The following is a 26,513-nucleotide window of genomic DNA, read 5'->3' as shown; positions in this document are numbered from 1 at the left end:
TGACAGAACCAAAATATCTTCTTTTCTATCAAATTGTACTCTTATTCCATTAAATAATGAAATTAAAGAAATTTGCATAGACCTCAAACAAAAATCAAAATCTAAAACACCAGATGCTATTGTTGCTGCATCCGCTTTATTTTTGGGAATCCCACTGATAACTGCTGATAAAGGTTTTGAGAAGATTGATAATTTGGATTTATTTTTATATCAATTTTAATGTTATGCTCAACATCGTTCTAGTAGAACCCGAAATCCCAAATAATACCGGAAACATTGGTCGTCTTTGTGTGGGCACTGAAAGCCGTTTGCATTTGATAAAACCCTACGGGTTTAAAATTACCGATTCCAATTTGAAACGTTCTGGTTTGGATTATTGGGTGCATCTCGATTGGACAGAATATGAAACCGTTGATGAATGGATTGCCCAAATTCTTGATAAATCTAGGGTTTTTTTAACCAGTTCTCATGCCACAAAATCCATCTATGAAGTGGAATACCAAGATGGCGATTGGTTGGTTTTTGGTAAAGAAAGTGTAGGGCTAAGTGCCGAATTTTTAAATCAATTTGAGAACCATTTGAAAATCCCAATGTCTAATTTAATCCGAAGTTTTAATATTGCCAATTCGGTTGCATTTGTGGTTGGCGAAGCGAAGAGGCAGCTATCAGTAAACAGTCGCAGTGATCAGTAATCATTTCTTTGCGCTCATAGCGAAGACGATTTAGCGACCTTTGCGGTAAAATTATAAAATCACAAACTTCCCTTTTTCACCATCAAAACTGATTGCATTGTCTTTAAAAAGGGAATTGAAAACACCTTGGGTAATCAAATTACAAGGTTGGTCTTGCACCACAGTTTCATCCGTCATCACAATCATTTCATCACTCAATTGAATGGCTAAATCCACATCATGAGTGGAAAACAATATACATTTATCAGTTTCCTGTGATAGTTTTTTGAGCAATTTAAAAACTGAAACCTTGTGTGGTAAATCCAAATGCGTTGTAGGTTCATCAAGAATTATCAAGGGTGTGTCTTGTGCCAAAGCTCTGGCAATTAATACAATTTGTAACTGTCCATCACTGATTTCATAATGTTTTTTATCGAGTAAATTTTCAATATGTGTTAATGCAATGGCATTGTTGATTTTTTCATAATCTTCGTCTGAAAGTTTGCCCAACCAATTCGTGTAGGGTTGTCTTCCAAGAGCTATCAACTCAAAAACAGTTAAGTTGCTAGGGGGTAATTTTTCGGTGAGTACTACACTTAAATTCTGTGCTAAATCTAACGTACCAAAGTCATGAATGCTTTTCGAATTCAAATATACTTCTCCATCCAATGGTTTTTGAATTCCGGTCAAAGTGCGTAGCAAAGTAGATTTTCCAATACCGTTTGCGCCAACAAGAGCAATGAGTTTTTCTGCTTCCAAGCAAAGGTTTAATTTAGATGCAATGGTGTTTTTACCCTTTTTGGTGGAATAACCAACGGATAAATTTGATGTAGAAAGTATATTTTTTTTTATAATCACAAATTCTCGAATTATTATTTTACTAAGTACTGAACACTAAATACTGATTACTGATTACTAATTATTGAATACTTTTCTTCCTAACAATTAACCAAATTACCACCGGCGCACCTATTATAGAAGTGATAGCATTGATGGGCAGTGTAAAATCAAATCCAGGCATTTGTGAAACCATATCACAAAATAACATAATAATAGCACCAATTAAAACAGTTCCAAAAAATAATGTTTTATGATTACTGGTTTTAAAAGTTAGTTTAGCCAAATGTGGAACTGCCAATCCAACAAAAGCAATTGGGCCAGCAAAAGCGGTAATACTTCCGGCTAAAACACTCGTAGCTAGTATTATAATATAGCGTGCTTTTTTGATATTTAAGCCCATACTTTTGGCATAGTTTTCTCCCAGTAATAAAGCATCTAAAGGTTTTAAAGAAAGTAAACTCAATAACAATCCAATAAAAACTGCAATGCTTAATAGCACAATATTTTCCCAAGACAAATTGCCTATACTTCCCATCGACCAAAACGTATATTTTTGCAATTGTTCCGCACTACTGAAATAGGTAAATACACTCACAATGGCACTCGTAAAACTGCTAAACATTAAACCTACAATCAAGATGGACATAGTATCTCTCAAACGTTGGGAAACGATAACAATCATTATCAAAACCACTAAACTTCCAAAACAAGAAGCCAAAATTATTCCATATTGCGATAACAAAATTTGAGATAAAAAAGTTGGTAAAAAAGTAGCACCAAGAATTACAAAAGCCACTCCCAAACTAGAACCCGAACTCAATCCCAAAACATAAGGTCCAGCCAATGGATTTCGAAATAAGGTTTGCATCAATAATCCAGCAATGGAAAGACCAACGCCAACAAGTAAGGCCGTAATAGCTTTTGGTAAACGAAAATTAACAATAATATATTCCCAAGTCTCTTTGGAAGCATTTCCACCAAATAAACTTTTAAAAACTTCTTTCAATGGAATGTCCACTTGACCAAATGAGATATTCAATAGCAATGTCAATAGCAATAGCAATGACAAAATGATAAAAAGAAATGTATTTTGGTTTTTAGACATTTTTATTACTGTTTTTATCATTCCGAGGAACGAGGAATCTCTTTACTATAATTCAGATTATGAGATTCCTCGTGCCTCGGATGACAACATTGTGGTGAAAACTATTTTAATTTCTCAAAAAAGAAAGGTGTATAACTCGGCAATAATTCAGGATGCAAAATCTTTACTAAATCTTTCAATACAATATCCGGTCGGTTGGGGGCCAATTCATAATACAAAATACCGCCTGTTTTTCCTTTCTTGCCACTGAACGAATATACATTTTTATTTTTGAAAGCTTTGAATTTTGTATAATGCGGATTAGAATTAGTCATTTCGGATAAAGTTGAAAATTGTCCCGAAGTAATCCAAAAATCAGCATCTTTTGCTTTGAAATATACAGTTTCAAAAGACAACGATAAACTTCCTGTTCCCGAAGTTTCTTTCCACAAATAATTGCCATTGGCTTCCTTTAATAAAATGCTTCCCCAACTGGTTCCTTTGGGCAAATACCATCGGTCTTCAAACATATCTCCTGCTAAAACAGTAGGTTTTACTTTTGCATTTTTGGCAATTTTGACAGTATTCAAATAGTCTTTTTCAATTTTAGAGAAGATTTCATTAGCTTGTTTTTGCTTGGCATAAAGTGCACCGAAAAACTTTATCCATTCCGCTTTGCCCAATGGTGTTTCTTCGTTCCAATCGCCATTGAGTAGTACTTTCAAACCGCTTTTTTGCAAATTATCTAACGTTGGATTTTGGTTGTCAATGCCGTAGCCAATGATAACATCGGGTTGCAAATCTAATAGGACTTCGGTATTTAAATCATGGTTGTTCCCAAGTTCTTTTACTTTTCCTGCTTCAATTCTGCTTCTGACTTTATCGGAAGAAATGTAATCGGTGTGAGGAAAACCAACCAAAGTAGTTGTTACACCAAGCATTTCCAAGGAAGGAATGTGAGTGGTTGAGGTAGCCACTATGGTTTTTATCGGAATGGGAATGATAATATTTTGTTTCAAGCTATCTGGAAGGATTCCATTTTTTTCTTTTAATATGTAGGTGTAGGTTTTACTGGCTTTAGGCCAAGGATTTTTAACGGTTACAACGGAATAGCCATTATAATTTTCAATTGAAAAACCTTTGGAATACTTAACTACATTGACAGAAGAAATTACGTTTTCCGATTTTAAATCCCTCTTGCAACTTAAGAGAGAAATAACTAGAAACGAAACTAAAATTTTTGAGGTAATGGATTTCATATTACTTTTTTGCAACTGCCACAAATGTAAAACGAAACCCGTAAAGAATACGTTTTATTTTTTCACCAATTTGTAATTGGCTTTTTGACCGTTATCAAAATTGAGAGTTAAGATATAGATTCCAGTACTTAATTGTGAAGTTTGATTGTTTAATTCCGATTTAGAGGATGTTGAAATAATTGTTTTTCCAGTAATGTCAATTATGGAATAATTAATAATGGTTTGTGTTGTTTGAATTTCAAAATTGTATGAAAATGGATTGGGTGAGATTAGGGCTTTTGAATTTATAAACTCTTCATTAGATAAATATGAAACCGTTACAGTTTCAACATCTGTAGTACTAAAATTGTCACAAGAAATGGTTGAAGATGAGTTTTTAGCATAAACATTAAGTGTGTAATTTCCTGAATTTACTAATGGAATAAAAAAATCATTTTCAAAAAATAAAACAGGTAATGTATTGTTAAACCAATAACAAACGTCTAAATTAATTGTATTACCAACCGTTGTATAACTATGACTTAAATAACCAGCTCCATTTCCTGAGACAGCTTTTACAGTTACATTTATACCGTTAGTTGTTGGTGAAGCAAGAACTTCGGTGATATTTATACTTTGGCAAAACGAATTTAAAGAAAACAAATAACAAGTAATGCAAAGAAATATTTTTCTCATAATCAAAACAGTAATAGTTGAGTAAAAATACAAAAAAAGAATTCATTTTTTAAAATATAAAAAATTACATTTGTTCCCGAATTAAGGTTGTGATTTTACTTTTTAAAATCGCATTAAAAGGGAATCGGGTGATTGAAGATTGATGAGTAACAATTGAAGATTGCAGAACTAAAAATCTGAAATCAAAAATAAACATTCAAAAATCAAAAATCCCGAGCTGTTCCCGCAACTGTAAGCTATTATCCCGAAGTATCGGGACTGTTGTTATCTACAAAACCACTGTTTGTAGATTTAGGAATTAGGAATTAGGAATAGGGATTTTTTTAAATCCCAAATCTAAAATCCCAAATCCCAAATCCGAATGGGAAGGTCAACAACAAGACGCAAGCCAGGAGACCTGCCTCATTTCATCGAGTAACAAACTTTCGGGACAAAAGGTTTGGGTATGGGTAAATTCTATACTTTTCTCCCACAATGGTAATTAATCAATATGTTTAAAAGTAGCATATTTATTTCTATGCGTATCTCTGAGCTACTTTGTGTATCTCTGTGTAATTTTTTGTTTCACAGAGTCTCACAGAGATAAAAATTGAGATTCACAAAGACTTTAAATCTATTGATTGTAGTTTAAATGAAAAATGAAAATAACAGTTAAAGCAATGGCTGTACTTGCATTGCTAAACGCTTGTGTCTATGCACAAGAACAGGATTCTACCAAAGTGAATTCCCTACAAGAAGTGGTGATTTCCGATACCAAATTTGCACAGCGCAAAGAAAAATCAGGGAAGGTTATCGAAGTAATTTCGGCTGAAGATTTAGCCAAAAAATCGGGGCAAAATTTAGCTACCGTTTTGTCCCAAGTAGTAGGAGTGGATATCAACGGAAATCAATCGGCAAACGGAAAAAATTTAGGATATTACATTCGTGGTGGAAAAAACCGTCAGGTCTTAATTTTGATTGATGGTATTCCGGTAACTGATGCATCGGGTATCAGTTTGGAATATGATTTACGATTATTGTCTGTGGAACAAGTAGAACGCATTGAGGTAATGAAAGGCGCAGCAGGAACGCTTTATGGAACTGGCGCAGCAACGGGTTTAATAAACATCACTTTGAAAAAAGGAACTAAAAAAGGAATGACCGGAAATGCCTATGTCAACATTGGTTCGAACAATACTATTGATGATAAAAAATATAATGGTCAAGATTTCAATCAAGGAATTTCCATTAACGGTAATAACGAAAAGTTCAGCTATTTTGCCGGCTTTAATAGCACAGAAACGGGTAATATGTCGCAAATCGCGGCACCAAGTTCGGGTTTGAATTATGAAGAAGATATTTTTTCTAGACAAAATGTTTTAACAAAATTTGGAGTAAAAGCTACAGATAAGATAACGCTAGATTTTTTTGCTAATTATGATAAAATCAATAATAATTATGACGCAGCATTTGACAATACTGGTTTGAACGATAATGCGGTAAATACCACAACTTCAGAACAATTCAGATTTGGTTTTGCACCAAAATATAAATACACTAAAGGGGAATTCAATATTAATGCAGCTGCAAATAGAATTTCGCGCGATTATTTTGAGCTGAATAGTTTTTCAAATACGGTTGATTATTCGTTGTATGAATCGCGCAGTGCCATTGTAGATGCTTTTAATAAATACCAATTCAATGACTCCTTTTTTATGGTAACGGGTTTAAATTATCAGTTTCACGATATGCTAAGCCAAACACCATTTGGTAATCTAACGAGAGAAAATACCAAATTTAGTATGATTGATCCTTATGTTACTTTGGTGTACACCTCCAAATTTGGCTTGAATATTAATGCAGGTTCGCGCCTCAATCATCATAGCGAATATGGTAATTTTGTAGTATATAACGTCAATCCATCCTATAGTTTTAAAACTTCGTTTCCGTTGAAAGTGTTGGCTTCCTTCAGCACCGCTTACATCACGCCTAGTTTATATCAACTGTATTCCGAATTTGGAAACACCAGTTTAACACCCGAAGAAAATACAACTATCGAAGCAGGATTTGAAACTGAGTTATTTAATAAAAGACTACGATTGAATGTGGTAGGGTTTTATAGAGATGAAAAGAATTCCTTTGGTTTTTATTTTGACCCAACCACATTAGATGCTTTCTATATTAATATCAATGGAAAAAATAAAGCTAAAGGAATCGAAACCGGCCTGAGCGTTGCTGTTTCTAACCAAATAAAATTCAACGGAAACTATACTTTTACTCAAGTAGATGAAGCGTTGAATAGATTAATTCCTCGACATAAAGCCAATGCCAGTTTGGATTTTCAACTGTCAATAAGAACGCTGTTCAATTTGAGTTATCAATATTTTGATGCCAGAAATGATGCTTTTTTTGATGGAACTACTTTTCAAACCACAACAGTAGAATTGGGTTCTTACCAACTATTTAATTTTCTTTTTAAACAAGAGTTGATAAAAAATAGATTATCCTTTTTTGGCACAGTAACCAATATTTTGAAGGAGGAATTTACAGAAAATGTGGGTTATGCTACACGAGGACGAAATTTTCGAGTGGGTTTGAATATTACACTTTGACCTATTAATTGGCAGCAAATAAAAAAATGGGATAACTAAGATTATCCTTTTTTTTGTTTACAAAAGTTTCTAATAAAATTAATCAGTTTCGATCGATATACATTTCTGTTCGCAAAGGGTTTATTGCCTTGGCATCGGTAAAATCTCTTTCGAAAACGCTTGGAACTTGAGGCATCATTCTTCCATTGGCGATAATTTGGTTGATGGCAGCGTTTAGTAAAGGTTCGTTCACATTGCCTAAAATTCCTAAATCATTCAAGTTTTCGGGTAATAAAAATGTAGGTGAAATTCCTGCTGTGTAATCGCCAAAACCGTTTTTGTCTATAATTTTTAATACTATAGGTTGCATGGCGAATTTATGGTTGGGATTCACATTTTGTTTGGCAAAAGTTGGAGAATCATATAAAGTGATGGAACCTACATTTTTCCCAGCGGTAACATCGCCGATTTGAATAACATTAATATAAGGTTTCAAACAATTAATAACCAATTCGCTAGCCGAAGCGGAGCTTTTCGTAGTTAACACATAGACTTTGTTGAGGTTCAAACTGTTCAATCCCCCAATGAATTTATTTTCTAAGGAACCTGGATTGTTAGCTTGAAAATAAGCTTGAGCTTTAGCATTCCACTGTTGGCGAGCAAATAATTGTCCGGAGAATTGTCCAGTAATCATGCTGGCTAATTTGGTAGCTGTATTGACTGAACCACCAGAATTGTAGCGCAAATCTAAAACTAAATGTGTTACACCATGAGAAATAAAATCGCCAAAGACAGTATTTAATTGATTATCAAAAGAGGGGAAAAACCCATTATACATCAAATAACCAATTTTCTTATCATTTTGTGTAATTACATTACTTAATAAAATAGGATTTTCTGCCAATGCCGTTTTTGTAAGCGTTACCGATTGTCCGTTGGGTGTGATATTTCCACCATCAAAATCGGCAAAATTTACTGTATAAGTTTCATTGGCCAAAAGTGTTCTGTAATTATCAATCGTCAGCGGCGTTCCATTAATTGCATAAAAGATATTCCCACGAGCAACGGGTTTTGCAGCAGCATCAGAATTAGGAATTATATATCGAACCCAACCATAAATATCGGTTGTGCTTCCTGATTTATAGCGCAAACCATAATCCATTCCGTTGTTTAAAGTATTGCCCGAAAGCACACCTTCCAAAACCGAATAATCACTATAAATTACACTAAACCTGTCGATAGAAGTATTTACACGAAGTGCGTTAAAAAGTGTTGTTGGATTTTCAAAAGTTTCCAAAAAAGTATTCAATTGTGTTTGATTGGCAAATCTATCATCGGCTAAATCGGAAACATCGGCTTGCCACAAATAATATAAATTCATGCCTTTCCATATAAAGTCTTTTATTTGAAGCTCACTCGGAACCGCATTATCATCCATATCTTCACAGCTCAATGGTAGGGCAAACAGCAATAACAGTAAAAAAGATTTCACGATATTTTTCATAGTAGTAATTTGTTTTAATAAGCGTAAATTTACTAAGTTTTGATTAATTATTACATTTTGTTTGTAACAAATAAAAATGTGTGTCGTCTAGACTACATAACTGATAACCAAGAATAGTTTCAATGAACCAAAATGAGTTTATGCTTCTGGTAAATCCTTTTAAGGACAAACTCTTTCGGGTCGCGAAGCGATTACTTGTAAGCACAGAAGAAGCTGAAGATGCAACTCAAGAAATATTGGTTAAGCTATGGAGTAGAAGTGAGAATTTAGACGAATATAAAAGTGTGGAAGCCATGGCGATGACAATGACTAAAAATTATTGTTTGGATCAATTGAAATCAAAACGAGCCAGTAACATGAAAATTGTTCACAACAATTTTACTGACAGAGAAGCTAGTTTGCAACAAACAGTGGAAGACAAAGACACGTGGAATTGGGTGGAGAAAATAATGAACGACTTGCCCGAGCAACAAAAACTGATTGTTCAAATGAGAGACATTGAAGAAATGGAGTTTGAAGAAATGAGCACTATTTTAGAAATGAACGAACAAGCCATCAGAACGGCATTGTCAAGAGCACGAAAAATAATAAGAGAAAAAATGATAAAAACACATCATTATGGAATTGGATAGAATAGAAAATTTACTAGAAAAATACTTCGAAGCTGCAACCAGTATTGCCGAAGAAAAAGAGTTGAAAAACTATTTTGCTTCTTCAGATGTTGCGCAGCATTTGAAACAATACCAACCAATATTTGGCTATGCTACTCAAGCAAAACAAGAACAGTTCAAAGCAACTATACCTTTAATCACTAGGAAACCCTCAAGCGAAGTTTGGTTTTCAGTTGCCGCTTCTGTGTTCGTTTTATTGAGCGTGGGTTTGTTTACATTCAATCATTATAACCAACCAAAATCCAATGATTTAGGTACTTATGATGATCCTGAAGTGGCGTTTAGAGAAACGCAAAAAGCATTGGATTTAATTTCAGAAAGTGTGAATAAAGGCATCGGAAGTATGAATTATTTAAATGAATACGAACAAACAAAAAACAAAATTTTTAAAAAATAAACAATCAGAAATTATGAGAAAGTTACTCTTTAGTATAGTATTAATGTTAAGTGCAACTACTTTTTTTGCACAAAGTGTCTTCGATAAATTTGAAGACCAAGATGTCATTACAGCCGTTATTGTCAACAAAAAAATGTTTTCACTTTTGAGTAAAATGGAAGTAAAAGACAAACAGGAACAACAATATGTCAATTTGATAAAGAAACTAGATAATCTTCGCGTTTTTGTGACTAGCAATACTTCTTGGGCTAACGAGATGAAAGTCACTTCGGACAAGTATTTAAAATCATCCTCTCTTGAAGAATTAATGCGTATAAATGAAAAAGGGAAAAGTGTAAAGATTTATGTAAAATCTGGTGCTACTGATTCGCAAATCAAAGAACTATTAATGTTCGTTGAAGGTATCGGACAAGAGGAAACTGTATTGATGTCATTAACAGGCGATTTTGATTTGGAGGAACTTTCGGTATTGACAGATAAGATGAATTTGCCTGGTGGCGATGATTTGAAAAAAGCATCAAAAGGTAAAAAGTAAGAAAGCATGAGAGCCATTGTTTTTTTAACTGTTTTTTTGACTTCACTATTATTGCTTAGTTGCGACAGTAAACCTACATTACAAAAATATTTTGTAGCCAATTCAGAGAACAAAGATTTTGTAGCGTTAGACATTTCACCAACTATTTTGAATGTGGACAAAACAAAATTGACGGCTGAGCAAAAAAAAGCATTGGAATCCTTTGATAAGATGAATGTTTTAGTATTCAAGTTGGACGAAAATAATCAGCCGCAATATGAAGTTGAAAGTCAAAAAATAACTCAGATTTTAAAAGACGAAACATATCAACAATTGATGAAAGTAGGTTCAGGAAAGGATGGTGCAACCATTAGTTTTGTGGGTGATGAGGATGATATTGACGAATTTGTAGTTTTTGCAAAAAGAAAAGAAAACGGATTTGCTGTAGTAAGAATTCTAGGCAATGATATGAATCCTAACAACATTATGACAATGCTTTCGGTTTTGAAAGAATCAAAAATTGATACGGCACAGTTGGCACCACTTAAAGATTTAATCAAATAATTGGGTTAGTTGTTTAATGCAAAAGTTCCAAACAGCAATGTTTGGAACTTTTATCTTTTTTTTAACGGTATTTGAACGAAACCGCTAAATCCCGAAAATTATTTAAATAAGGTGACTAAACTTAAATCGCTTTTTTAAAAGTGAATTAAAAGGATTGCATTGTAATAATATTTAATTACAGTAAATTCAATCGGTAGTTAACATAACATTTTGCCATTAGTCCAAATTTTTGATAATCGGGAACGCGAATTCGGGTGTTTTTAATTTCTGTTGAAGGTGTTTTCTTTAATTTAGACAAAAGTTTTTTGTAATAAACAAAAGCAGTATAAACGCCAAATTTAGCTTCTAAAGGTAATTTTAAAATACCTTCAAATCCGGCAGCAAAATCAGATTCGATTTCTTTGATGATTTCATTTTTTGAATGTTCGTCTAATTGAGACAAATCAGTATTGGGGAAATACGTTCTATTCAAATCTTCATAATCTGCTTTCAGGTCACGAAGGAAATTTACTTTTTGAAAAGCAGACCCTAATCGCATAGCCGAATGTTCTAGTTCTTGAAACTTGGTATCATTGCCATTAACAAAAACTTTCAAGCACATGAGTCCCACCACATCGGCTGAGCCATAAATATATTCGTTGTATTCGGCAATGGTTTTGTATTCGCTTTTGTGCAAATCCAATCTCATACTATTCATAAAAGCATTTATCAAATTCATTGGAATAGAATAGAGATGAACAGTATGTTGAAATGAATTTAAAATTGGGTTTAAACTGATTCTGTTTTCCAAAGCACTTGTTAAATCTTTTTCAAACATATCAAACAATTCTTCTTTATTATACTCATGAAAAGTGTCTACGATTTCATCAGCAAATCGAACAAATCCATAAATGTTATAAATGTCTTGACGAATGCTAGGGGCTAACATTTTTACAGCAGCAGAAAAGGAGGTGCTATAAGACTTGGTAACGTTTCTGCTACAATCGAATGATATGGTGTCAAAAATTGATTTCATAGGTATTATAAATTTTTCTCAATAAGTTCGGCAACAAGTTTTCCGGAAATTAATGCTGGTGGCACACCTGGACCAGGAACAGTTAATTGTCCGGTAAAATAAAGGTTTTTTACCTTTTTACTTTTTAATTTTGGTCTTAAAAATGCTGTTTGTAATAACGTATTTGCCATACCGTAAGCATTACCTTTGTATGAATTATACTCTTTAATAAAGTCTCTAACACAAAAAGATTCCATAAATATAATATTATTTTTCACATCTTGTTGAGTGATTTTTTCAAATCTTGAAATAATTTTTTCAAAGTAAAGTGCTCTTAACTCATCTGTATCTTCAATTCCTGGCGCTATAGGTATCAAGAAAAAACCATTTTCACAACCTTTTGGAGCTAAATTTTCATTTGTTATTGATGTAAAGTTGGCGTAGAATAAAGGTTTTTCTGGCCATTTTGGATTATCATAAATAGCAGAAGCATGAATATCAAAATCAACATCAAAAAATAAATTATGGTGTACTACATTCTTTAGTTTTTTATTGAAACCAACATAGAATAGGAGAGAAGAAGGTGCAAATGTTTTCTTCTCCCAATACTTTTCAGAATATTGACGGTATTCTGGATCGAGTAATGTTTCTGAATGATGGTAATCAGCACCAGTTAATACAATATCGGCTACTATTGTATTCCCATTAATGATGATTCCTGTAGCTTTTTTGTTGGTAACTATAATTTTTTCAACAGCTGAATTAGTATGAATAGTAACTCCTAATTCTTTTGCTAATTTTTCCATACCCAAAATTACGCTATACATTCCTTCTTTGGGTTGCCATGTGCCCAATCCAAAATCAGCATAATTCATAAAACTGTAAAATGAAGGAGTATCTGATGGTTTTGCACCAAGAAATAGAACCGGAAATTCTAATATTTGTATTAGTTTTTTATTTTTAAATTTCTTTTTAACATCTTTACTTATGTTGGAAAAAAATTGATTAACCTTTTTTGCCGTTTGAAGTGTTATTAATTCTAAAGGTGATTCTCCTGGTCTATAAACCAAATCTTTAATAGCAATATCATAATTGCTTTTGGCCTCTTTCATAAACGATTCCAATTGTTTTCCACTCCCTTTTTCTATAGACTCAAATGTTTCTATTATTTCTGGAAGATTATCTGAAATAGTAACATAGTCATTTACGTCGAAGAAAACTTTGTAAGCAGGAGATAATTTACTGAGTTCGTAATAATCGGAAGGTTTTTTGTTAAAATCATTGAAGAAACGTTCAAAAACGTCGGGCATCCAATACCACGATGGGCCAATGTCAAAGGTAAAACCTTCTCTAACTAACTGTCTAGCTCTTCCACCAATAGTTGGGTTTTTCTCATATAGAGTTACTTCATGCCCTTGATTAGCGAGGTAACAAGCACTTGCTAAAGACGAGAATCCTGAACCAATTATTCTTATTTTTTTTTTCATATTGTTTAACAAAGTAAAAATAGTTAAACAATTAAAAAGTTTTATTCAATGTATTCAACTAATTCTTTAATGGAAGTAAAGGTAGTGTTTTTTTGTGTTAGATATTTTGGGTCTATATTTTCAATCATCCTACCAATAAACCATAAGTCTGAAGTATCTTCTAGTATTTCTTCGTTGAGTTTTTGGATATAATTATTGATTTCGTTTTTATCTGGTTCTACTGTTGTGTAGCAAATATAGGTAATATTGTCAAAATATTTTTTCAAATCTTTCAAGCTATCAATTGGAACACTTTCTCCCAAATATATTGTTTTATATCCAAGACTTAATATTTCATAATTCAGATACATCAGTCCTAATTCGTGAATTTCATTCATAGGAAGGTATAAAACAAAAATTCTATCTGTTTTTGTTGGTGGCTTAATTTGAATTTTCTCAGTATTAGTTAGTAACTTTTGTTTGATTAAATACGTTATGAAGTGTTCATGTGCTGGTGTGATAGTATCCGTCTGCCATAAATATCCTAATTCTTGAATTAGAGGGATAAAAACATCATAAAAGACTTCTTTAAAAGATTTTTCAGACAACAAATTATTGTATGTATTGAAAAATGCAGCGTGATCAAAATTCATCATCGCCATTTTAAATGAGCTTATGGCATGGTGTTTTACACTTTTTTCAGATATAATTTCATTAGCTAATTGAGGAATGCGCTCAGGTGAAAGCTGTGATATTCTTGAAATTTTATATCCGTGATTGTGCAATAAAGTGATATTCAAAAGTTTCTGAAGATTTGATAAATTATAAGTTCTTATATTAGTTTCAGTTCGCATCGGCTCTAAAACATTATATCTTTTCTCCCAAATTCGAATGGTATGCGCTTTTATTCCAGATAAATTTTCTAAATCTTTAATACTAAAAATATTTTTAATATTGTTCATTGTTTAATTAAATTAGTTCAACAAAAGTAATTAAAATATGTTTACAACTTAAATAAATGCTTTAAAAACTTAAAAAATAATGGAATTCAATCAATTTATAATTTTTGTGTGGCACTTACACTCTGTAAATTGTATGTTGAAATATTTTTTACATAGTAAAGTTTTGGTAATTGAAATGCATCTTGAATAATCACATGAATTAGATATACTAATTCTAGCTTTTAATTGGAGTAGATAATTAAAGTAACACTTAAAAAAAGAAAAAGGTTTTAGTTAAATGACTAAATGTTAACTAAAACCTTTGTTGATGCCTATAAATAAGTATCATCCGTGACCACGATGGGATTCGAACCCACACGTTCTTTCGAACACCACCCCCTCAAGATGGCAAGTCTACCAATTTCTCCACGTGGCCAAAAAAAGTAAAGACGCTGCTCAGCAACGTCTTTAAAATCTGTGTGACCCGACTGGGGCTCGAACCCAGGACCCCATCATTAAAAGTGATGTGCTCTACCAACTGAGCTATCGAGTCTTAAAGGTGTACTAGAAAAAAAATGTGACCCGACTGGGGCTCGAACCCAGGACCCCATCATTAAAAGTGATGTGCTCTACCAACTGAGCTATCGAGTCTTTTTCTATTCTTAAATACTTCACTGGTGTCTATTTTTATAGGAGTTCAGTGATTCGCCATGTGGCTTAATTGCGGGTGCAAATATATGACCTTATTATTTATATTTCAAAGCAATTTTATTTTAAATTTGCCTTTTTTTGACCAAGGGTGTTAATAACTTAATTTATAAGGTTTTATTGCAATGCAGAAAGTGATTTTAATAGGTTATATGGGGGTTGGAAAGACAACTATTGCACGATTTTTAGCTCAAAAAATGAACTGGAAATGGGTTGATTTGGATAAAATCATTGAAGAAAAAATGAATTTAAGTATTAAAGAACTATTCCAACAAAAGGGTGAGATTTATTTTAGAAAAATAGAGTACGAAGTTTTTAAAGAATTAGTTGAAAATAATGAAAAGCTTATTATTAGTACTGGAGGAGGTACTCCATGTTATGCTAATAACCACCTTTTGCTAAACGATGATGAGGTTGTTTCCATCTATTTACAAGCATCAATAGCGGTTATTTTTGATCGATTGAAAGAAGCAAAGAGTGAACGACCATTAGTAGTAAATCAAAATGATGAAAATTTAAAAGAGTTTATTGCCAAAAATCTATTTGATAGAAGCTTCTTTTATAATCAAGCTACGTTCAAGATTTGCGTTGATGCTAAAACACCAGAGGAAATAACAGCTGAAATTTGTCAATTACTAAACTAAATAAGCGTAGTTGTTATTGTTTTCAAATACAACATGAACGTGCTCTTTTGAGGATGTTGAGAGTGAAATACCTTTAAAATCTGCTTTTACTGGAAATCGTTTGTGATTTCGGTCTACCAAAACCACGGTTTTGAATTTCTTAACGGGTACTTCTAAAAAATGTTTGACACAATATATTAATGTAGTGCCCGAATTTAATACATCATCTACAAGCACGATACTTTTGTTACTATATATTTCTTTTGGTATTGTGGTTGTTATTGGGTAAAGCGGATTTTGCTTTTCAATTTTTACTTTACACAAAGTCACCTCAATAGATGAAATCTCCTTTAGCACCAAATTAATTTTTTGAGCTAAAATAAAACCATTATCCGCTATACCAGCCAATACTATTTCCCCGTCATCTACAAATGTCTCTAGTATTTGAAAAGCTATTCGTCGGATTTTATGTTCAATTTCTTGATGATTGAGAATGATATTTTGGTTCATGGATTTACTTTTTTCAAAGATAAAAATAGATTTTTTATTTTTTGTGATAGTTTGATGTAATTTCAGAATAAACTACTATAAATAATTATTTTCCAAGATTTTATTGAATCAATATTTTCTTTTTGTTTTTTAATGCGTTAGGAATTCTTTATCATCAATTATTTTCTTCACTATCCAAACCAAAGTCTTCTATATCTCTTCTGTCTTTCTTGGTAGGTCTACCAGTACCAGTTTTACGATAATGTTCTTTAGAAAGTTTGAGTAATTCTAGATGAGCAAATGTTTCAGGTGGTGTATTGTCTTTTCTATATATATCAACTAATTTAGCACCAATACGATTGTCTGGAATATCTAATACAGTGATTTCGTAGGTAATTTGGTCTTTTCTAAACGAAACTTTATCGGTTGGAAAAACCTCTCTCGATGCCTTCGCTACTTGTCCATTCACCGTGATATGATTTTTTCTGCATGCCTCAGTGACCATGTTTCTAGTTTTGTAGTACCGTATGCACCATAAATATTTGTCCACTCTCATTTTTTTCCAAAATCAACGTTAAATTGTGTACAAAAATAAATCAATATTGTATCTTGCGGGCTCAAAAATCAAACAAAAATGAATATTATTAATAAAATCATCGTACTATTAATTTCAGGTATGGTTATAGTTTCTTGTACTCCTGAAGAATCAAATATCCCACCTTTGAGAGATTATACAGAGCAGTATGCCAAAGATATTGCAGCTATCGAGGAATATCTTCAAACCCATTATATGGAAGTTATCAATAATCCTGGTGCTGCCAATGATCAAAGTGTAACTTATACCTTAATTCCGGAGGGAGGAACTCAAACTTCTATTTGGGATCAAACCCAGTATCCGTTACAAACCCGTTTGGTGCTACAAAATAATATTGTCTATAAAATATATTACTTGCAATTAAGACAAGGTTCTGGAACCAACAGTAAATCACCTTGTAATGTTGACCAAGTGTTAACTTCTTATAGAGGGGAGTACATTTATACAAGTACTGAAACAATAAACGAAGAAGAATTTAGAACCATAAAATCTAAACAATTTGAAGAGTCAATTGATCCTCAAGCTTATTTTAATTTGACCGCTGTTATTAAGGGGTGGAGCGAAATTTTTCCACTTTTTAAAACAGGTTCCTATTCAGCTAACCCAGATGGTACGCTTTCTTATTTTAATTTTGGAGCTGGTGTAATGTTTATTCCTTCGGGACTGGCTTATTTTTCGGGATCTCCTTCATCAATTCCTTCTTACTCACCGTTGATTTTTTCTTTCAAATTATATGAATTACAAAGAACCGATCAAGATGCTGATGGAGTGTATTCTTATCAAGAGGACATTTCAACTTCAGTGGTAAACAGTGATGGTACTGTTACTATTACTAATGGCATTCCAGATGGCTATATGAAGATTTTAACTAAAGATGAAGTAAATCCTGATGATACAGACGGAGATGGAACTCCTAACTTTTTAGATATTGATGATGATGGTGATTTTTTCACGACTAAAAGTGAAATTAAAAACCCATTGACCAATCAGCCATATGCTTTTGACTTAATTCCCACGTGTACCGATGGTAAAAAGAAACATGTTTCCAATGTTTGTCATTAAAATATTGAATTCATAAAAAAAGTCCCGATTGGGACTTTTTTACTTTAATAAACTTCAATTATTTTCTCTTAATTACTTTTGTTACCGCTTCTTCAATCGCTTGATGGTTTAACTTGTATTTTTCCATCAATTGTTCAGGTGTTCCGCTTTCACCAAAACTATCGTTTACCGCAACAAACTCTTGGGGTTTTGGATTATATAATGCTAAAACTCGAGCCACACTTTCGCCTAAACCTCCTAAAAAGTTGTGTTCTTCAGCTGTTACTACACAACCTGTTTTAGCTACTGATTTTAAAATAGCTTCATCATCTAAAGGTTTAATGGTGTGAATATTGATAACTTCAGCCGAAACGCCTTTGGCTTCCAAAGCTTCAGCAGCTAGTAATGCTTCCCATACTAAATGCCCTGTTGCGACAATAGTCACATCGGTTCCTTCGCTAAGCAATAACGCTTCTCCAATGACAAACGGTTCGTCAGCAGGAGTAAAGTTAGGCACTACTGGACGACCAAAACGCAAATACGCCGGACCATGATGGTCTGCTAAAGCAATGGTTGCCGCTTTGGTTTGGTTGTAATCACACGTATTGATTACCGTCATGCCTGGTAGCATTTTCATCAAACCGATGTCTTCTAGGATTTGGTGAGTCGCACCATCTTCTCCCAAAGTCAATCCGGCATGAGATGCACAAATTTTCACATTCTTATCAGAATAGGCAACCGACTGACGGATTTGATCATACACTCTTCCGGTTGAAAAGTTGGCAAAGGTTCCCGTAAAAGGAATTTTTCCTCCAATGGTCAAACCGGCAGCAATCCCAATCATGTTAGCTTCGGCAATCCCAATTTGGAAAAAACGCTCTGGATGGTTTTTCTTAAACTCATCAAATTTCAATGAACCTATCAAATCCGCACAAAGTGCTACTACATTTTCATTCGTTTGTCCAAGTTCGGTCATCCCAGCTCCAAACCCCGAACGCGTATCTTTACTTCCTGTGTTTAGCCCCCTAACCCCCGAAGGGGGAATTATAAGATAAGGTGCTTTATTGGTATTATTTTTTGGTGCTGTTTTGCTGTGAGCAGTATTGTTTTCTGTTCCCCCTTTGGTGGTTAGGGGGCTATAATCCCCTAAAGTTTCACTATTCTGTGCCAATCCTACAGCCAATTGCTCATCATTAGGTGCTTTTCCGTGCCAAGCGTGGGTGTGCATCATAAAATCAACTCCGTTACCCATAACTGTGTGCAACAAAACACAAACTGGTTTTCCTTTTCCAGTTCGGCTTTTAGCTTCAGTCATGCCTGCAATAATAGCATCGATAGTGTTGCCTTCTTTGATTTCAAGTACATCCCAATCAAACGCTTCAAACTTGGCTTTCAAATTACCCATGTTCAAAACATCCTTTGTTGCACCGTCAATTTGTTGTCCGTTGAGGTCAACTGTAGCAATGAGGTTATCCACTTTTTTGGAGGAAGCATACATGATGGCTTCCCAATTTTGTCCTTCTTGCAATTCGCCATCACCAGTTAACACATAAACTAAATTGCTGTCGTTGTTTAATTTTTTAGCTTGTGCAGCACCTATGGCAACAGATAATCCTTGTCCAAGTGAACCAGCAGCCATTCGAACTCCAGGCAAACCATCATGTGTGGTGGGATGTCCTTGCAAACGGGAGTTTAATTTTCTGAAAGTAGCCAATTCCGATACTGGAAAATAACCACTACGAGCTAAAACGCTATAGAAAACAGGCGATATATGACCATTGGACAAGAAGAATACATCTTCTCCAATTCCGTCCATACTAAACCCTGGATTTCTTTTCAATAGGTGTTGGTATAACACCGTGAAAAATTCGGCACAGCCCAATGAACCACCCGGATGTCCCGAGTTTACGGCATGTACCATACGAAGAATGTCTCTACGTACTTGTATGGTAAAATCGTGTAAATGTTGTGTGTTAGACATTATAAATAGGTATAAATTATTTGCTGTCAAAAGTAAATCTAATTTTAAATCGTGACAAATGAACTTATCACAAGTTATAAACGATTAGCTATTTTTTAATAAACCATATTTCACGATACAATACAAAGCTCTAAAGCCGTCTCTCCATCCAATTTTTTTCCCTTCGGCATAAGTTCTACCATAATAGGAAATACCAACTTCATAGATTCTGACATTTGGAATGCGAGCAATTTTTGCAGTAACTTCGGGTTCAAAACCAAACCTGTTTTCTTTTAATGAAATTTTTTGAATGAGTTCTGTTTTAAACATTTTGTAGCAAGTTTCCATATCAGATAGATTCAAATTTGTGAACATATTTGACACAAATGTTAAAATATTGTTTCCAATAGAATGCCAAAAAAAGAGAATTCTATGAGCGTTTCCGCCCATAAATCGGGAACCAAACACTACATCGGCGAAACCATCCAAAATTGGTTTTAAAAGCAAATTGTACTCTTCTGGGTTATATTCCAAATCAGCATCTTGAATGATTACTAACTCTCCTTTTGCTTTGGAAATTCCTGTGTGTAATGCCGCTCCTTTTCCTTTGTTGATCTCGTGTTTATAATACTGTATGTTCAAATCGGGGTTTTGAGTGATATAGCTTTTTATTGCCTCTTCAGTATGGTCTTTTGAACAATCATTAACGATGATAATCTCTTTTTCCAATCCACCAATAAGCTGTACACTTTTTACTTTATCAAGAATAAAGTGTATGGTATTGCCTTCGTTATATGCGGGAATGATTATGGATAATTTTTTCACGATTAGCTATTTATTATTTTTATTAAATATTTCTTTTTGAGGACTTCTTGCCTTGATTTTGCTACTAAAAATTGTATTTTCAATCTGGTAATTGGGTAATCATCAAAGCTTTTTTTAACGGCTATTTTGAGATTTAAATCTTTAATTTCTTCCAAATCTTCTTCAGAAATATAAACCCAAAACGAGTTTTTGATGGAAGTTAAATTTTCCTTGGTTATTTTTTTGGTAAACGGATTGTTGGTATAAAAATTAAATGAATTGGAATAGGTTTTATAAATATAAATTTCTTCGTTGTTGATGTTTTTATTTGCCCATTTTCCCGCTTCAGAGTCGGATTGAAACGTTACCAGTTTTGGATAAAAAACAAAACTTAAAAACAAATTTAAAACTAAAACAAAAACAATCAGTTGCCCACTATTTTGCTCTTTTGTTCTTCTAAAATAAAACAAAATAAACAATTGTAAAACAACACAAATAATAACCCAAATATTAAATTCTGGGAAGAAAAACAAGTTAAAAATTATGAACAGCAATAGGATTAAAATTCCAAAAATACAGTTAGTTATTCTCCAACGTTTCCATATTTTATAGTTAATTTTTGTTAAATATTCTGCTAAAATAATGGAGGCAAATGGCAATGTAACAAAAATATAATGTGGCAATTTGTATTTTGATAACGATAGCATGGCAAAAATTACTACAAATCCAACTAAAGTCGTTATTTCGGGAAGTTTAACTTGGCGATTTAAGAGGTTTTTTAATTTAAAAAAAAGCGAAAAATAAAGCGGAAAAATCCATGGGAAGAAATCCCAAATTATTGACCCTAAAAAGAAGTGCCAGGGCGCACCATTGTTCCATACGCTTTCTCCCGTTATGCGACCAAAACTTTGCAACCAATAATAAAAATACAACCCTTTTTTTCCTTTTTCGGGATGCAAATCAAATTGGGTATATAATCCATAGGACATTGGAATCAGTATAATAGCTACAATGAATAGCACTAAAATCCATCGAAAATTAAAAACATCGCGCCATTTTTGCTGGTACATTAGGTTTATTCCAATAGGCATTAAAACCGCAATGGCACCAATAGGTCCTTTTGCTAACATTCCTAATCCCATAAAAATCGAAGCCAAAATTAGGTTACTAATTTTTCTTTTTTCAAAAAATTCAGAAAACAACCAAACCGATATTATGGTGCAAGATGTTAATAATGCATCGGTTCGAACATCGTTTGTAATTAAAAAATAAGCTTGTGTAGTTGCTAAAATTAATAACGCATTTTTTGCAATTTGTCTTGAATAATACAAAATAGTAAAACGGTAAACTGCATATAAAGAAAAAAGTATGAAAAGGAAAGAAACAATTTTATAACCAAAATTTGTTGCGCCAAAAATTTTAATACTAACACTTGATAACCAAAATAATAAGGGTGGTTTGTCTAAGTAATCTTGCTGAAATTCTTTTACTTCAAGATACGAATTGGTTTGCGCCATTTCGGCTGAAATTCCTGCATATTGTGCTGCATCAATTTGCATAATATCTATAAATAAATTATGAAAATAAATCGCAAATACAAACAGAATTAGTATTTTTTCAAAATTTGTAAAGTAATTAAAGAAAGATTTCATCGATTAATATTCTAAAATAGCGGTTAAAAGTAATTCTAATTTTATCGAAAGGCAAATCTTTGTTTAGAAGTTAATGGATGTTTTTAAGTATTATAAAAACTGTTAAATAAAATCATAATATACAATCCACAATTCACAATTCTTTTATCTTTGCCGACTGATTTAAAGAGAACAATGAAATTTGATTTATTAGCCAAAGACCCAAACTCAAGTGCCCGTGCCGGAAGTATAACTACCGATCATGGCGTAATTGAAACCCCAATATTTATGCCTGTTGGCACGGTAGCTTCTGTAAAAGGAGTACACCAACGCGAGCTGAAAGAGGAGATCAACCCCGATATTATTCTAGGAAATACCTATCATTTATACTTGCGCCCACAAACTGCAATCTTGGAAAAAGCGGGAGGATTGCACAAGTTCATGAATTGGGATAGAAATATTTTAACCGATAGTGGTGGTTACCAAGTGTATTCTCTCTCTGCCAATAGAAAAATAAAAGAAGAAGGTGTAAAATTCAAATCGCACATTGATGGTTCGTATCATGTTTTTACTCCCGAAAATGTTATGGAAATTCAGCGCACTATTGGTGCTGATATTATCATGGCTTTTGATGAGTGTACCCCTTATCCGTGTGATTATCGGTATGCACAAAAATCGATGAAAATGACTCATCGCTGGTTAGACCGATGTATCAATCATTTGGAAAATGTGCCTACAAAATATGGGTATGACCAAACTTTTTTCCCAATTGTTCAAGGAAGTACCTATAAAGATTTGAGGCAACAGTCGGCTGAATATATTGCCAATGCTGGAGCAGAAGGAAATGCCATTGGAGGACTTTCGGTAGGCGAACCCGCCGAAGAAATGTATGCGATGACCGAAGTGGTAACAGCAATTTTACCCGAAGACAAACCAAGGTATTTGATGGGAGTTGGAACACCTATCAATATATTAGAAAACATTGCTCTTGGTATTGACATGTTTGATTGTGTGATGCCTACACGAAATGCACGAAACGGAATGCTATTCACAGCCAATGGAACTATCAACATCAAAAACAAAAAGTGGGAAGACGACTTTTCACCTCTTGACGAAATGGGATATACCTTTGTCGATACCGAATATACAAAAGCGTATTTGCGACATCTGTTTGCTGCCAATGAGTACTTGGGCAAACAAATTGCAACCATTCACAATTTAGGTTTTTATATGTGGTTGGTTCGTGAAGCTAGAAAACATATCTTAGCAGGAGATTTTAGAGTTTGGAAAGATACGATGGTAAAAAATATGAGTCAACGACTTTAATGTTTGTAGTTTATTGTTTGTGGTTTAGATTTATTAACCATAACCATAAACCATAAGCCATTAACCATAAACTTGAACAATGTTAAAAATTATTGACAAATACATTCTCAAACGCTACTTAGGCACATTCATCGTAATGCTGCTGATGTTCATCCCGATTGGGATAGTGATTGATGTGTCTGAAAAAGTCAATAGAATGATTGAAAATAAAGCGCCATTTAAAGAGATTGCTAGTTATTATTTAGACTTTACCATTTATTTTGCCAATCTGTTGTTTCCCATATTTCTCTTTCTATCGGTTATTTGGTTTACTTCCAAATTAGCTAATAATACCGAGATTATAGCCATTTTAAGTTCGGGAATTTCCTTTACAAGATTTTTGCGGCCTTATATTATCGGAGCCACAATAGTATCAGTTTTCGCCTTGATAATGAGTGTTTTTCTGGTGCCAAGTGCGAGTGCTGGATATAAAAATTTTAGGTATACTTATCTCATTGGAAACGGACAAAACGAAGTTAGAGACAATACCGATGTGTTTCGACAAACCAGTAAAGACGAGTATATTTTTGTAACAAGCTTTAATGAAATTACCAAAACGGCATTTAATTTTTCAATGGAGAAATTTGACAATGACAAGTTGAAATACAAACTCGTAGCTAATAGAATAAAGTGGGACGAAAAAACAAAAAAATATACCCTGTTTAATTATACCAAGAGAAAAGTAGGTGCTTTTGGTGATATCATCGAATCAGGAGAAAAAAAAGATACTGTTTTTAATTTTGATTTAGAGGATTTAACACCTGTAGTTTATATCGCCGAAACCTTACCACTCAATGAACTACATAAATTTATCGATAAAGAAAAATCTCGAGGTTCCTCCAACATTAATGTCTATTTAGTAGTGTTGTATAAAAAATACAGCATTCCGGTTTCGGCTTTTATTTTGACAATTATTGCTGTATCTGTATCCTCCATGAAACGTCGTGGCGGAATGGGGACAAATTTAGCCATAGGGATTGTTTTAGCGTTTGCATTTGTGTTTTTAGATAAAGTTTTTGGTGTACTTGCCGAAAAATCAACCGCTCCTCCATTGTTAGCGGTTTGGACACCCAATATTGTTTTTGGAATTTTAGCCATTTATCTTCTTCGAAATGCCAAGCGATAATGTAAAGAGTTATCTTCATCTCCATTTTATTGTATTTATATGGGGATTTACAGCCATTCTCGGTGCGTTAATATCGCTAGAAGCTTTACCTTTGGTTTGGTTTCGAATGTTGTTTGCTGTTGGTTTTATTGCTATTTACATCTACTATAAAAAATTGTCTTTGAAAGTCCCCATCAAAATACGGATGCAACTTTTATTTTCGGGACTGATTATTGCGTTACATTGGTTTACCTTTTTTCATGCGATTAAAATTTCAAATATTTCCATCACCTTAGCTTGTCTCTCTACAGGTGCTTTATTTGCCTCATTATTGGAGCCCATTTTATATGGAAAAAAAATAGTTTTTTATGAGGTCTTCTTCGGGTTACTAGTTGTTCTTGGTTTGTATATTATTTTTAATGTAGAAGGGAATTATTTTTGGGGAATGATAACTGCTTTGACATCTGCTTTTCTATCGGCTTTGTTTGCGGTAATTAACAGTAGGTTGGTTAAATCCTATGATGCCACAATAATTTCGTTTTATGAACTCAGTGGTGGTGTTTTGTTTTTTACCATTATATTGTTATTTGGAGAACGTTTTTCAGCTGAGTTTTTCCAACTTTCGATAAAAGACCTTCTTTATTTATTACTCTTAAGTTCTGTTTGTACTGCTTATGCTTTTATTGCATCTACATCAGTAATGAAATTTTTAAGTCCTTATACGGTTATGCTGACCATCAATTTAGAACCCATTTATGGTATTATTTTAGCGGTTCTTATTTTTCAGGAAAAAGAAAAAATGAGCTTTGAATTTTATATTGGTGCTTTCATAATTTTACTAACAGTGCTATTAAATGCGCTATTAAAAAGTCGCAAACTCAAATTAAATTAAGGTTATACTGAGGTTAATTATTGTTTAAAACTAATCCATTGAATGTGCTTTTTATCACAATATAAAATTTTATATTTGCTGTTCGATTTAACAAAACTAACAACCCTATGGAATATTTAGATTTTGAACTTCCAATCAAAGAATTAGAAGAACAACTCGATAAATGTCAGGTAATCGGAGCCGAGTCCAATGTTGATGTCTCCTCAACTTGCAAACAAATTGAAAAAAAATTAGAAGAAACTAAAAAGAAAATCTATAAAAACTTAACGGCTTGGCAACGGGTTCAGTTGTCTCGTCATCCCAACAGACCTTATACTTTAGAGCATATTACCAATTTGACTAAAGGTACTTTTTTAGAAATGTTTGGTGATAGAAGTTTTAAAGATGACAAAGCCATGATTGGCGGTCTAGGTAAAATAAGCGGACAATCGTTTATGCTTATCGGACAACAAAAAGGGATTAATACCAAGATGCGTCAGTTGCGTAATTTTGGGATGGCCAATCCTGAAGGATATAGAAAAGCACTGCGCTTGATGAAAATGGCAGAGAAATTCAATATTCCAGTTGTTACTTTAATTGATACTCCAGGAGCATATCCTGGATTGGAAGCCGAAGAAAGAGGACAAGGAGAAGCCATTGCCAGAAATATTTTTGAAATGTGTCGTCTTAAAGTGCCAATTATTTGTGTTATCGTTGGCGAAGGTGCTTCTGGTGGCGCATTAGGGATAGGTGTAGGCGACAGGGTTTTGATGATGGAAAACACTTGGTATTCAGTAATTTCACCTGAGTCATGTTCTTCTATTTTATGGAAAAGTTGGGAATACAAAGAACAAGCCGCCGAAGCTTTGAAACTGACATCAACTGACATGAAAAAACAAAAATTAGTCGACGATATTATCCCAGAGCCATTAGGTGGAGCTCATTACGATAAAGAAACTACTTTTAAAACTGTGGAGCAATACATCATGAAAGCGTATCATGAATTAAAAGATTTATCAACAGAACAATTAGTGGCGCAAAGGATGGACAAATACAGCAAGATGGGCGAGTATAAGGAGTAAAATCTTATAAATTAAATATAAATCCGAAGCCCTACAGTTTCGGATTTTTTTTTGGTTATTAACAGAAAACAGAAACTTATCAACATTGC

At 33.4% G+C, this 26,513-nt stretch carries 26 protein-coding genes, 3 tRNA genes and 1 riboswitch; of the genes, 13 read left to right on the top strand and 16 right to left on the bottom strand.

Translation table 11 applies throughout. The annotated features are described in order from the left end of the window. Both ACK5ON_RS06110 and ACK5ON_RS06105 read left to right on the top strand, forming a co-directional pair. The coding region (locus ACK5ON_RS06110; protein WP_409820834.1) for a PIN domain-containing protein at positions 1 to 220 on the top strand (220 nt) is incomplete at its 5' end. Positions 221 to 224: 4 nt separating this feature from the next. After that, positions 225 to 692: a tRNA (cytidine(34)-2'-O)-methyltransferase gene (locus ACK5ON_RS06105; RefSeq protein ID WP_409820832.1), complete on the top strand. Its 468-nt coding sequence runs from the start codon at positions 225 to 227 to the stop codon at positions 690 to 692. A 51-nt stretch (positions 693 to 743) separates the two neighbouring features. On the opposite strand, the gene ACK5ON_RS06100 is transcribed toward ACK5ON_RS06105, so the two are convergent. The 4 genes from ACK5ON_RS06100 to ACK5ON_RS06085 form a co-directional block, all read right to left on the bottom strand. Beyond that, positions 744 to 1,526, bottom strand: coding sequence for an ABC transporter ATP-binding protein (locus tag ACK5ON_RS06100; RefSeq protein WP_409820838.1), 783 nt, complete (start codon positions 1,524 to 1,526; stop codon positions 744 to 746). A gap of 64 nt (positions 1,527 to 1,590) precedes the next feature. Further along, on the bottom strand, positions 1,591 to 2,616 hold the full coding sequence (locus ACK5ON_RS06095; protein ID WP_409820830.1) for an iron chelate uptake ABC transporter family permease subunit: 1,026 nt from the start codon (positions 2,614 to 2,616) through the stop codon (positions 1,591 to 1,593). A 101-nt stretch (positions 2,617 to 2,717) separates the two neighbouring features. After that, positions 2,718 to 3,854, bottom strand: coding sequence for an ABC transporter substrate-binding protein (locus ACK5ON_RS06090; protein WP_409820828.1), 1,137 nt, complete (start codon positions 3,852 to 3,854; stop codon positions 2,718 to 2,720). Between the two features lie 54 nt (positions 3,855 to 3,908). Further along, positions 3,909 to 4,529, bottom strand: coding sequence for a T9SS type A sorting domain-containing protein (locus tag ACK5ON_RS06085; RefSeq protein ID WP_409820826.1), 621 nt, complete (start codon positions 4,527 to 4,529; stop codon positions 3,909 to 3,911). A 67-nt stretch (positions 4,530 to 4,596) separates the two neighbouring features. Further along, a riboswitch (cobalamin riboswitch) is annotated at positions 4,597 to 4,949 on the top strand. A gap of 218 nt (positions 4,950 to 5,167) precedes the next feature. On the opposite strand from ACK5ON_RS06085, the gene ACK5ON_RS06080 reads away from it, so the two are divergent. Then, complete coding sequence (locus ACK5ON_RS06080; protein ID WP_409820824.1) at positions 5,168 to 7,120, top strand: TonB-dependent receptor plug domain-containing protein; 1,953 nt, start codon at positions 5,168 to 5,170, stop codon at positions 7,118 to 7,120. Positions 7,121 to 7,202: 82 nt separating this feature from the next. Here ACK5ON_RS06080 and ACK5ON_RS06075 read toward each other — a convergent pair whose 3' ends face one another. After that, entirely contained in the window at positions 7,203 to 8,603 is a 1,401-nt protein-coding gene (locus tag ACK5ON_RS06075) for a S41 family peptidase (RefSeq protein ID WP_409820822.1), read from the bottom strand. Between the two features lie 122 nt (positions 8,604 to 8,725). Here ACK5ON_RS06075 and ACK5ON_RS06070 point away from each other — a divergent pair, with 122 nt between their 5' ends. Genes ACK5ON_RS06070 through ACK5ON_RS06055 form a run of 4 tightly spaced genes read left to right on the top strand, consistent with a single transcriptional unit; the run spans position 8,726 to position 10,749 of the window. Further along, a complete protein-coding gene (locus ACK5ON_RS06070; protein ID WP_396174959.1) occupies positions 8,726 to 9,235 on the top strand; it encodes an RNA polymerase sigma factor in 510 nt (169 codons plus the stop codon). Continuing rightward, positions 9,222 to 9,671, top strand: a complete 450-nt coding sequence (locus ACK5ON_RS06065) for a hypothetical protein (protein WP_409820819.1) — start codon at positions 9,222 to 9,224, stop codon at positions 9,669 to 9,671. Before ACK5ON_RS06070 ends, ACK5ON_RS06065 begins: the two co-directional genes overlap by 14 nt. A gap of 13 nt (positions 9,672 to 9,684) precedes the next feature. After that, positions 9,685 to 10,206: a DUF4252 domain-containing protein gene (locus tag ACK5ON_RS06060; protein WP_409820817.1), complete on the top strand. Its 522-nt coding sequence runs from the start codon at positions 9,685 to 9,687 to the stop codon at positions 10,204 to 10,206. 6 nt (positions 10,207 to 10,212) lie between these two features. After that, entirely contained in the window at positions 10,213 to 10,749 is a 537-nt protein-coding gene (locus tag ACK5ON_RS06055) for a DUF4252 domain-containing protein (RefSeq protein ID WP_409820815.1), read from the top strand. Between the two features lie 175 nt (positions 10,750 to 10,924). Here ACK5ON_RS06055 and ACK5ON_RS06050 read toward each other — a convergent pair whose 3' ends face one another. The 6 genes from ACK5ON_RS06050 to ACK5ON_RS06025 all read right to left on the bottom strand — a co-directional run bounded on the left by ACK5ON_RS06050 (position 10,925) and on the right by ACK5ON_RS06025 (position 14,801). Beyond that, positions 10,925 to 11,764: a phytoene/squalene synthase family protein gene (locus ACK5ON_RS06050; RefSeq protein WP_396174966.1), complete on the bottom strand. Its 840-nt coding sequence runs from the start codon at positions 11,762 to 11,764 to the stop codon at positions 10,925 to 10,927. 5 nt (positions 11,765 to 11,769) lie between these two features. Then, positions 11,770 to 13,230, bottom strand: a complete 1,461-nt coding sequence (locus tag ACK5ON_RS06045; RefSeq protein ID WP_409820812.1) for a phytoene desaturase family protein — start codon at positions 13,228 to 13,230, stop codon at positions 11,770 to 11,772. 41 nt (positions 13,231 to 13,271) lie between these two features. Continuing rightward, on the bottom strand, positions 13,272 to 14,171 hold the full coding sequence (locus ACK5ON_RS06040; RefSeq protein WP_396174970.1) for a MerR family transcriptional regulator: 900 nt from the start codon (positions 14,169 to 14,171) through the stop codon (positions 13,272 to 13,274). Positions 14,172 to 14,502: 331 nt separating this feature from the next. Continuing rightward, positions 14,503 to 14,586 (bottom strand) — tRNA-Leu (locus tag ACK5ON_RS06035). A 44-nt stretch (positions 14,587 to 14,630) separates the two neighbouring features. Then, positions 14,631 to 14,703: transfer RNA gene (locus ACK5ON_RS06030), tRNA-Lys, on the bottom strand. Between the two features lie 25 nt (positions 14,704 to 14,728). Then, positions 14,729 to 14,801, bottom strand: a tRNA-Lys gene (locus ACK5ON_RS06025). 182 nt (positions 14,802 to 14,983) lie between these two features. Here ACK5ON_RS06025 and ACK5ON_RS06020 point away from each other — a divergent pair. Then, the gene (locus ACK5ON_RS06020; RefSeq protein WP_396174972.1) at positions 14,984 to 15,502 is read left to right on the top strand and encodes a shikimate kinase; all 519 of its coding nucleotides are present in this window, start codon (positions 14,984 to 14,986) and stop codon (positions 15,500 to 15,502) included. Here ACK5ON_RS06020 and ACK5ON_RS06015 read toward each other — a convergent pair. Then, the gene (locus ACK5ON_RS06015; RefSeq protein ID WP_396174974.1) at positions 15,494 to 15,991 is read right to left on the bottom strand and encodes a phosphoribosyltransferase family protein; all 498 of its coding nucleotides are present in this window, start codon (positions 15,989 to 15,991) and stop codon (positions 15,494 to 15,496) included. The two genes, ACK5ON_RS06020 and ACK5ON_RS06015, sit on opposite strands and share 9 nt — an antisense overlap. Before the next feature lie 154 nt (positions 15,992 to 16,145). Next, entirely contained in the window at positions 16,146 to 16,526 is a 381-nt protein-coding gene (locus tag ACK5ON_RS06010) for an RNA-binding S4 domain-containing protein (RefSeq protein WP_409820807.1), read from the bottom strand. Positions 16,527 to 16,604: 78 nt separating this feature from the next. On the opposite strand from ACK5ON_RS06010, the gene ACK5ON_RS06005 reads away from it, so the two are divergent. Further along, positions 16,605 to 17,627: an FKBP-type peptidylprolyl isomerase gene (locus tag ACK5ON_RS06005; RefSeq protein ID WP_396174980.1), complete on the top strand. Its 1,023-nt coding sequence runs from the start codon at positions 16,605 to 16,607 to the stop codon at positions 17,625 to 17,627. Positions 17,628 to 17,685: 58 nt separating this feature from the next. Here ACK5ON_RS06005 and ACK5ON_RS06000 read toward each other — a convergent pair whose 3' ends face one another. The 3 genes from ACK5ON_RS06000 to ACK5ON_RS05990 all read right to left on the bottom strand — a co-directional run bounded on the left by ACK5ON_RS06000 (position 17,686) and on the right by ACK5ON_RS05990 (position 22,022). Further along, complete coding sequence (locus ACK5ON_RS06000; RefSeq protein WP_409820805.1) at positions 17,686 to 19,587, bottom strand: transketolase; 1,902 nt, start codon at positions 19,585 to 19,587, stop codon at positions 17,686 to 17,688. An 84-nt stretch (positions 19,588 to 19,671) separates the two neighbouring features. Continuing rightward, the gene (locus ACK5ON_RS05995; RefSeq protein ID WP_409820836.1) at positions 19,672 to 20,394 is read right to left on the bottom strand and encodes a glycosyltransferase family 2 protein; all 723 of its coding nucleotides are present in this window, start codon (positions 20,392 to 20,394) and stop codon (positions 19,672 to 19,674) included. Beyond that, on the bottom strand, positions 20,394 to 22,022 hold the full coding sequence (locus ACK5ON_RS05990; protein ID WP_409820803.1) for an ArnT family glycosyltransferase: 1,629 nt from the start codon (positions 22,020 to 22,022) through the stop codon (positions 20,394 to 20,396). The genes ACK5ON_RS05995 and ACK5ON_RS05990 overlap by 1 nt, the downstream gene beginning before the upstream one ends. A gap of 174 nt (positions 22,023 to 22,196) precedes the next feature. Between ACK5ON_RS05990 and tgt the strand changes: the two genes are divergently transcribed. The 4 genes from tgt (at position 22,197) to ACK5ON_RS05970 (ending at position 26,424) form a co-directional block, all read left to right on the top strand. Next, positions 22,197 to 23,327, top strand: coding sequence for a tRNA guanosine(34) transglycosylase Tgt (gene tgt, locus ACK5ON_RS05985; RefSeq protein WP_409820801.1), 1,131 nt, complete (start codon positions 22,197 to 22,199; stop codon positions 23,325 to 23,327). Positions 23,328 to 23,406: 79 nt separating this feature from the next. Continuing rightward, a complete protein-coding gene (locus ACK5ON_RS05980) occupies positions 23,407 to 24,492 on the top strand; it encodes an LptF/LptG family permease (protein ID WP_396173885.1) in 1,086 nt (361 codons plus the stop codon). Beyond that, entirely contained in the window at positions 24,479 to 25,363 is an 885-nt protein-coding gene (locus ACK5ON_RS05975) for a DMT family transporter (RefSeq protein WP_396173883.1), read from the top strand. The genes ACK5ON_RS05980 and ACK5ON_RS05975 overlap by 14 nt, the downstream gene beginning before the upstream one ends. Before the next feature lie 107 nt (positions 25,364 to 25,470). After that, on the top strand, positions 25,471 to 26,424 hold the full coding sequence (locus tag ACK5ON_RS05970) for an acetyl-CoA carboxylase carboxyltransferase subunit alpha (protein WP_396173881.1): 954 nt from the start codon (positions 25,471 to 25,473) through the stop codon (positions 26,422 to 26,424). Positions 26,425 to 26,513 lie beyond the last annotated feature (89 nt).

The sequence above is a fragment of the Flavobacterium sp. genome, assembly GCF_046317795.1.
GTDB lineage: Bacteria > Bacteroidota > Bacteroidia > Flavobacteriales > Flavobacteriaceae > Flavobacterium.
The sequence above is the reverse complement of the archived record's forward strand: the minus strand, read 5'-3'. Positions and strand labels throughout refer to the sequence as shown.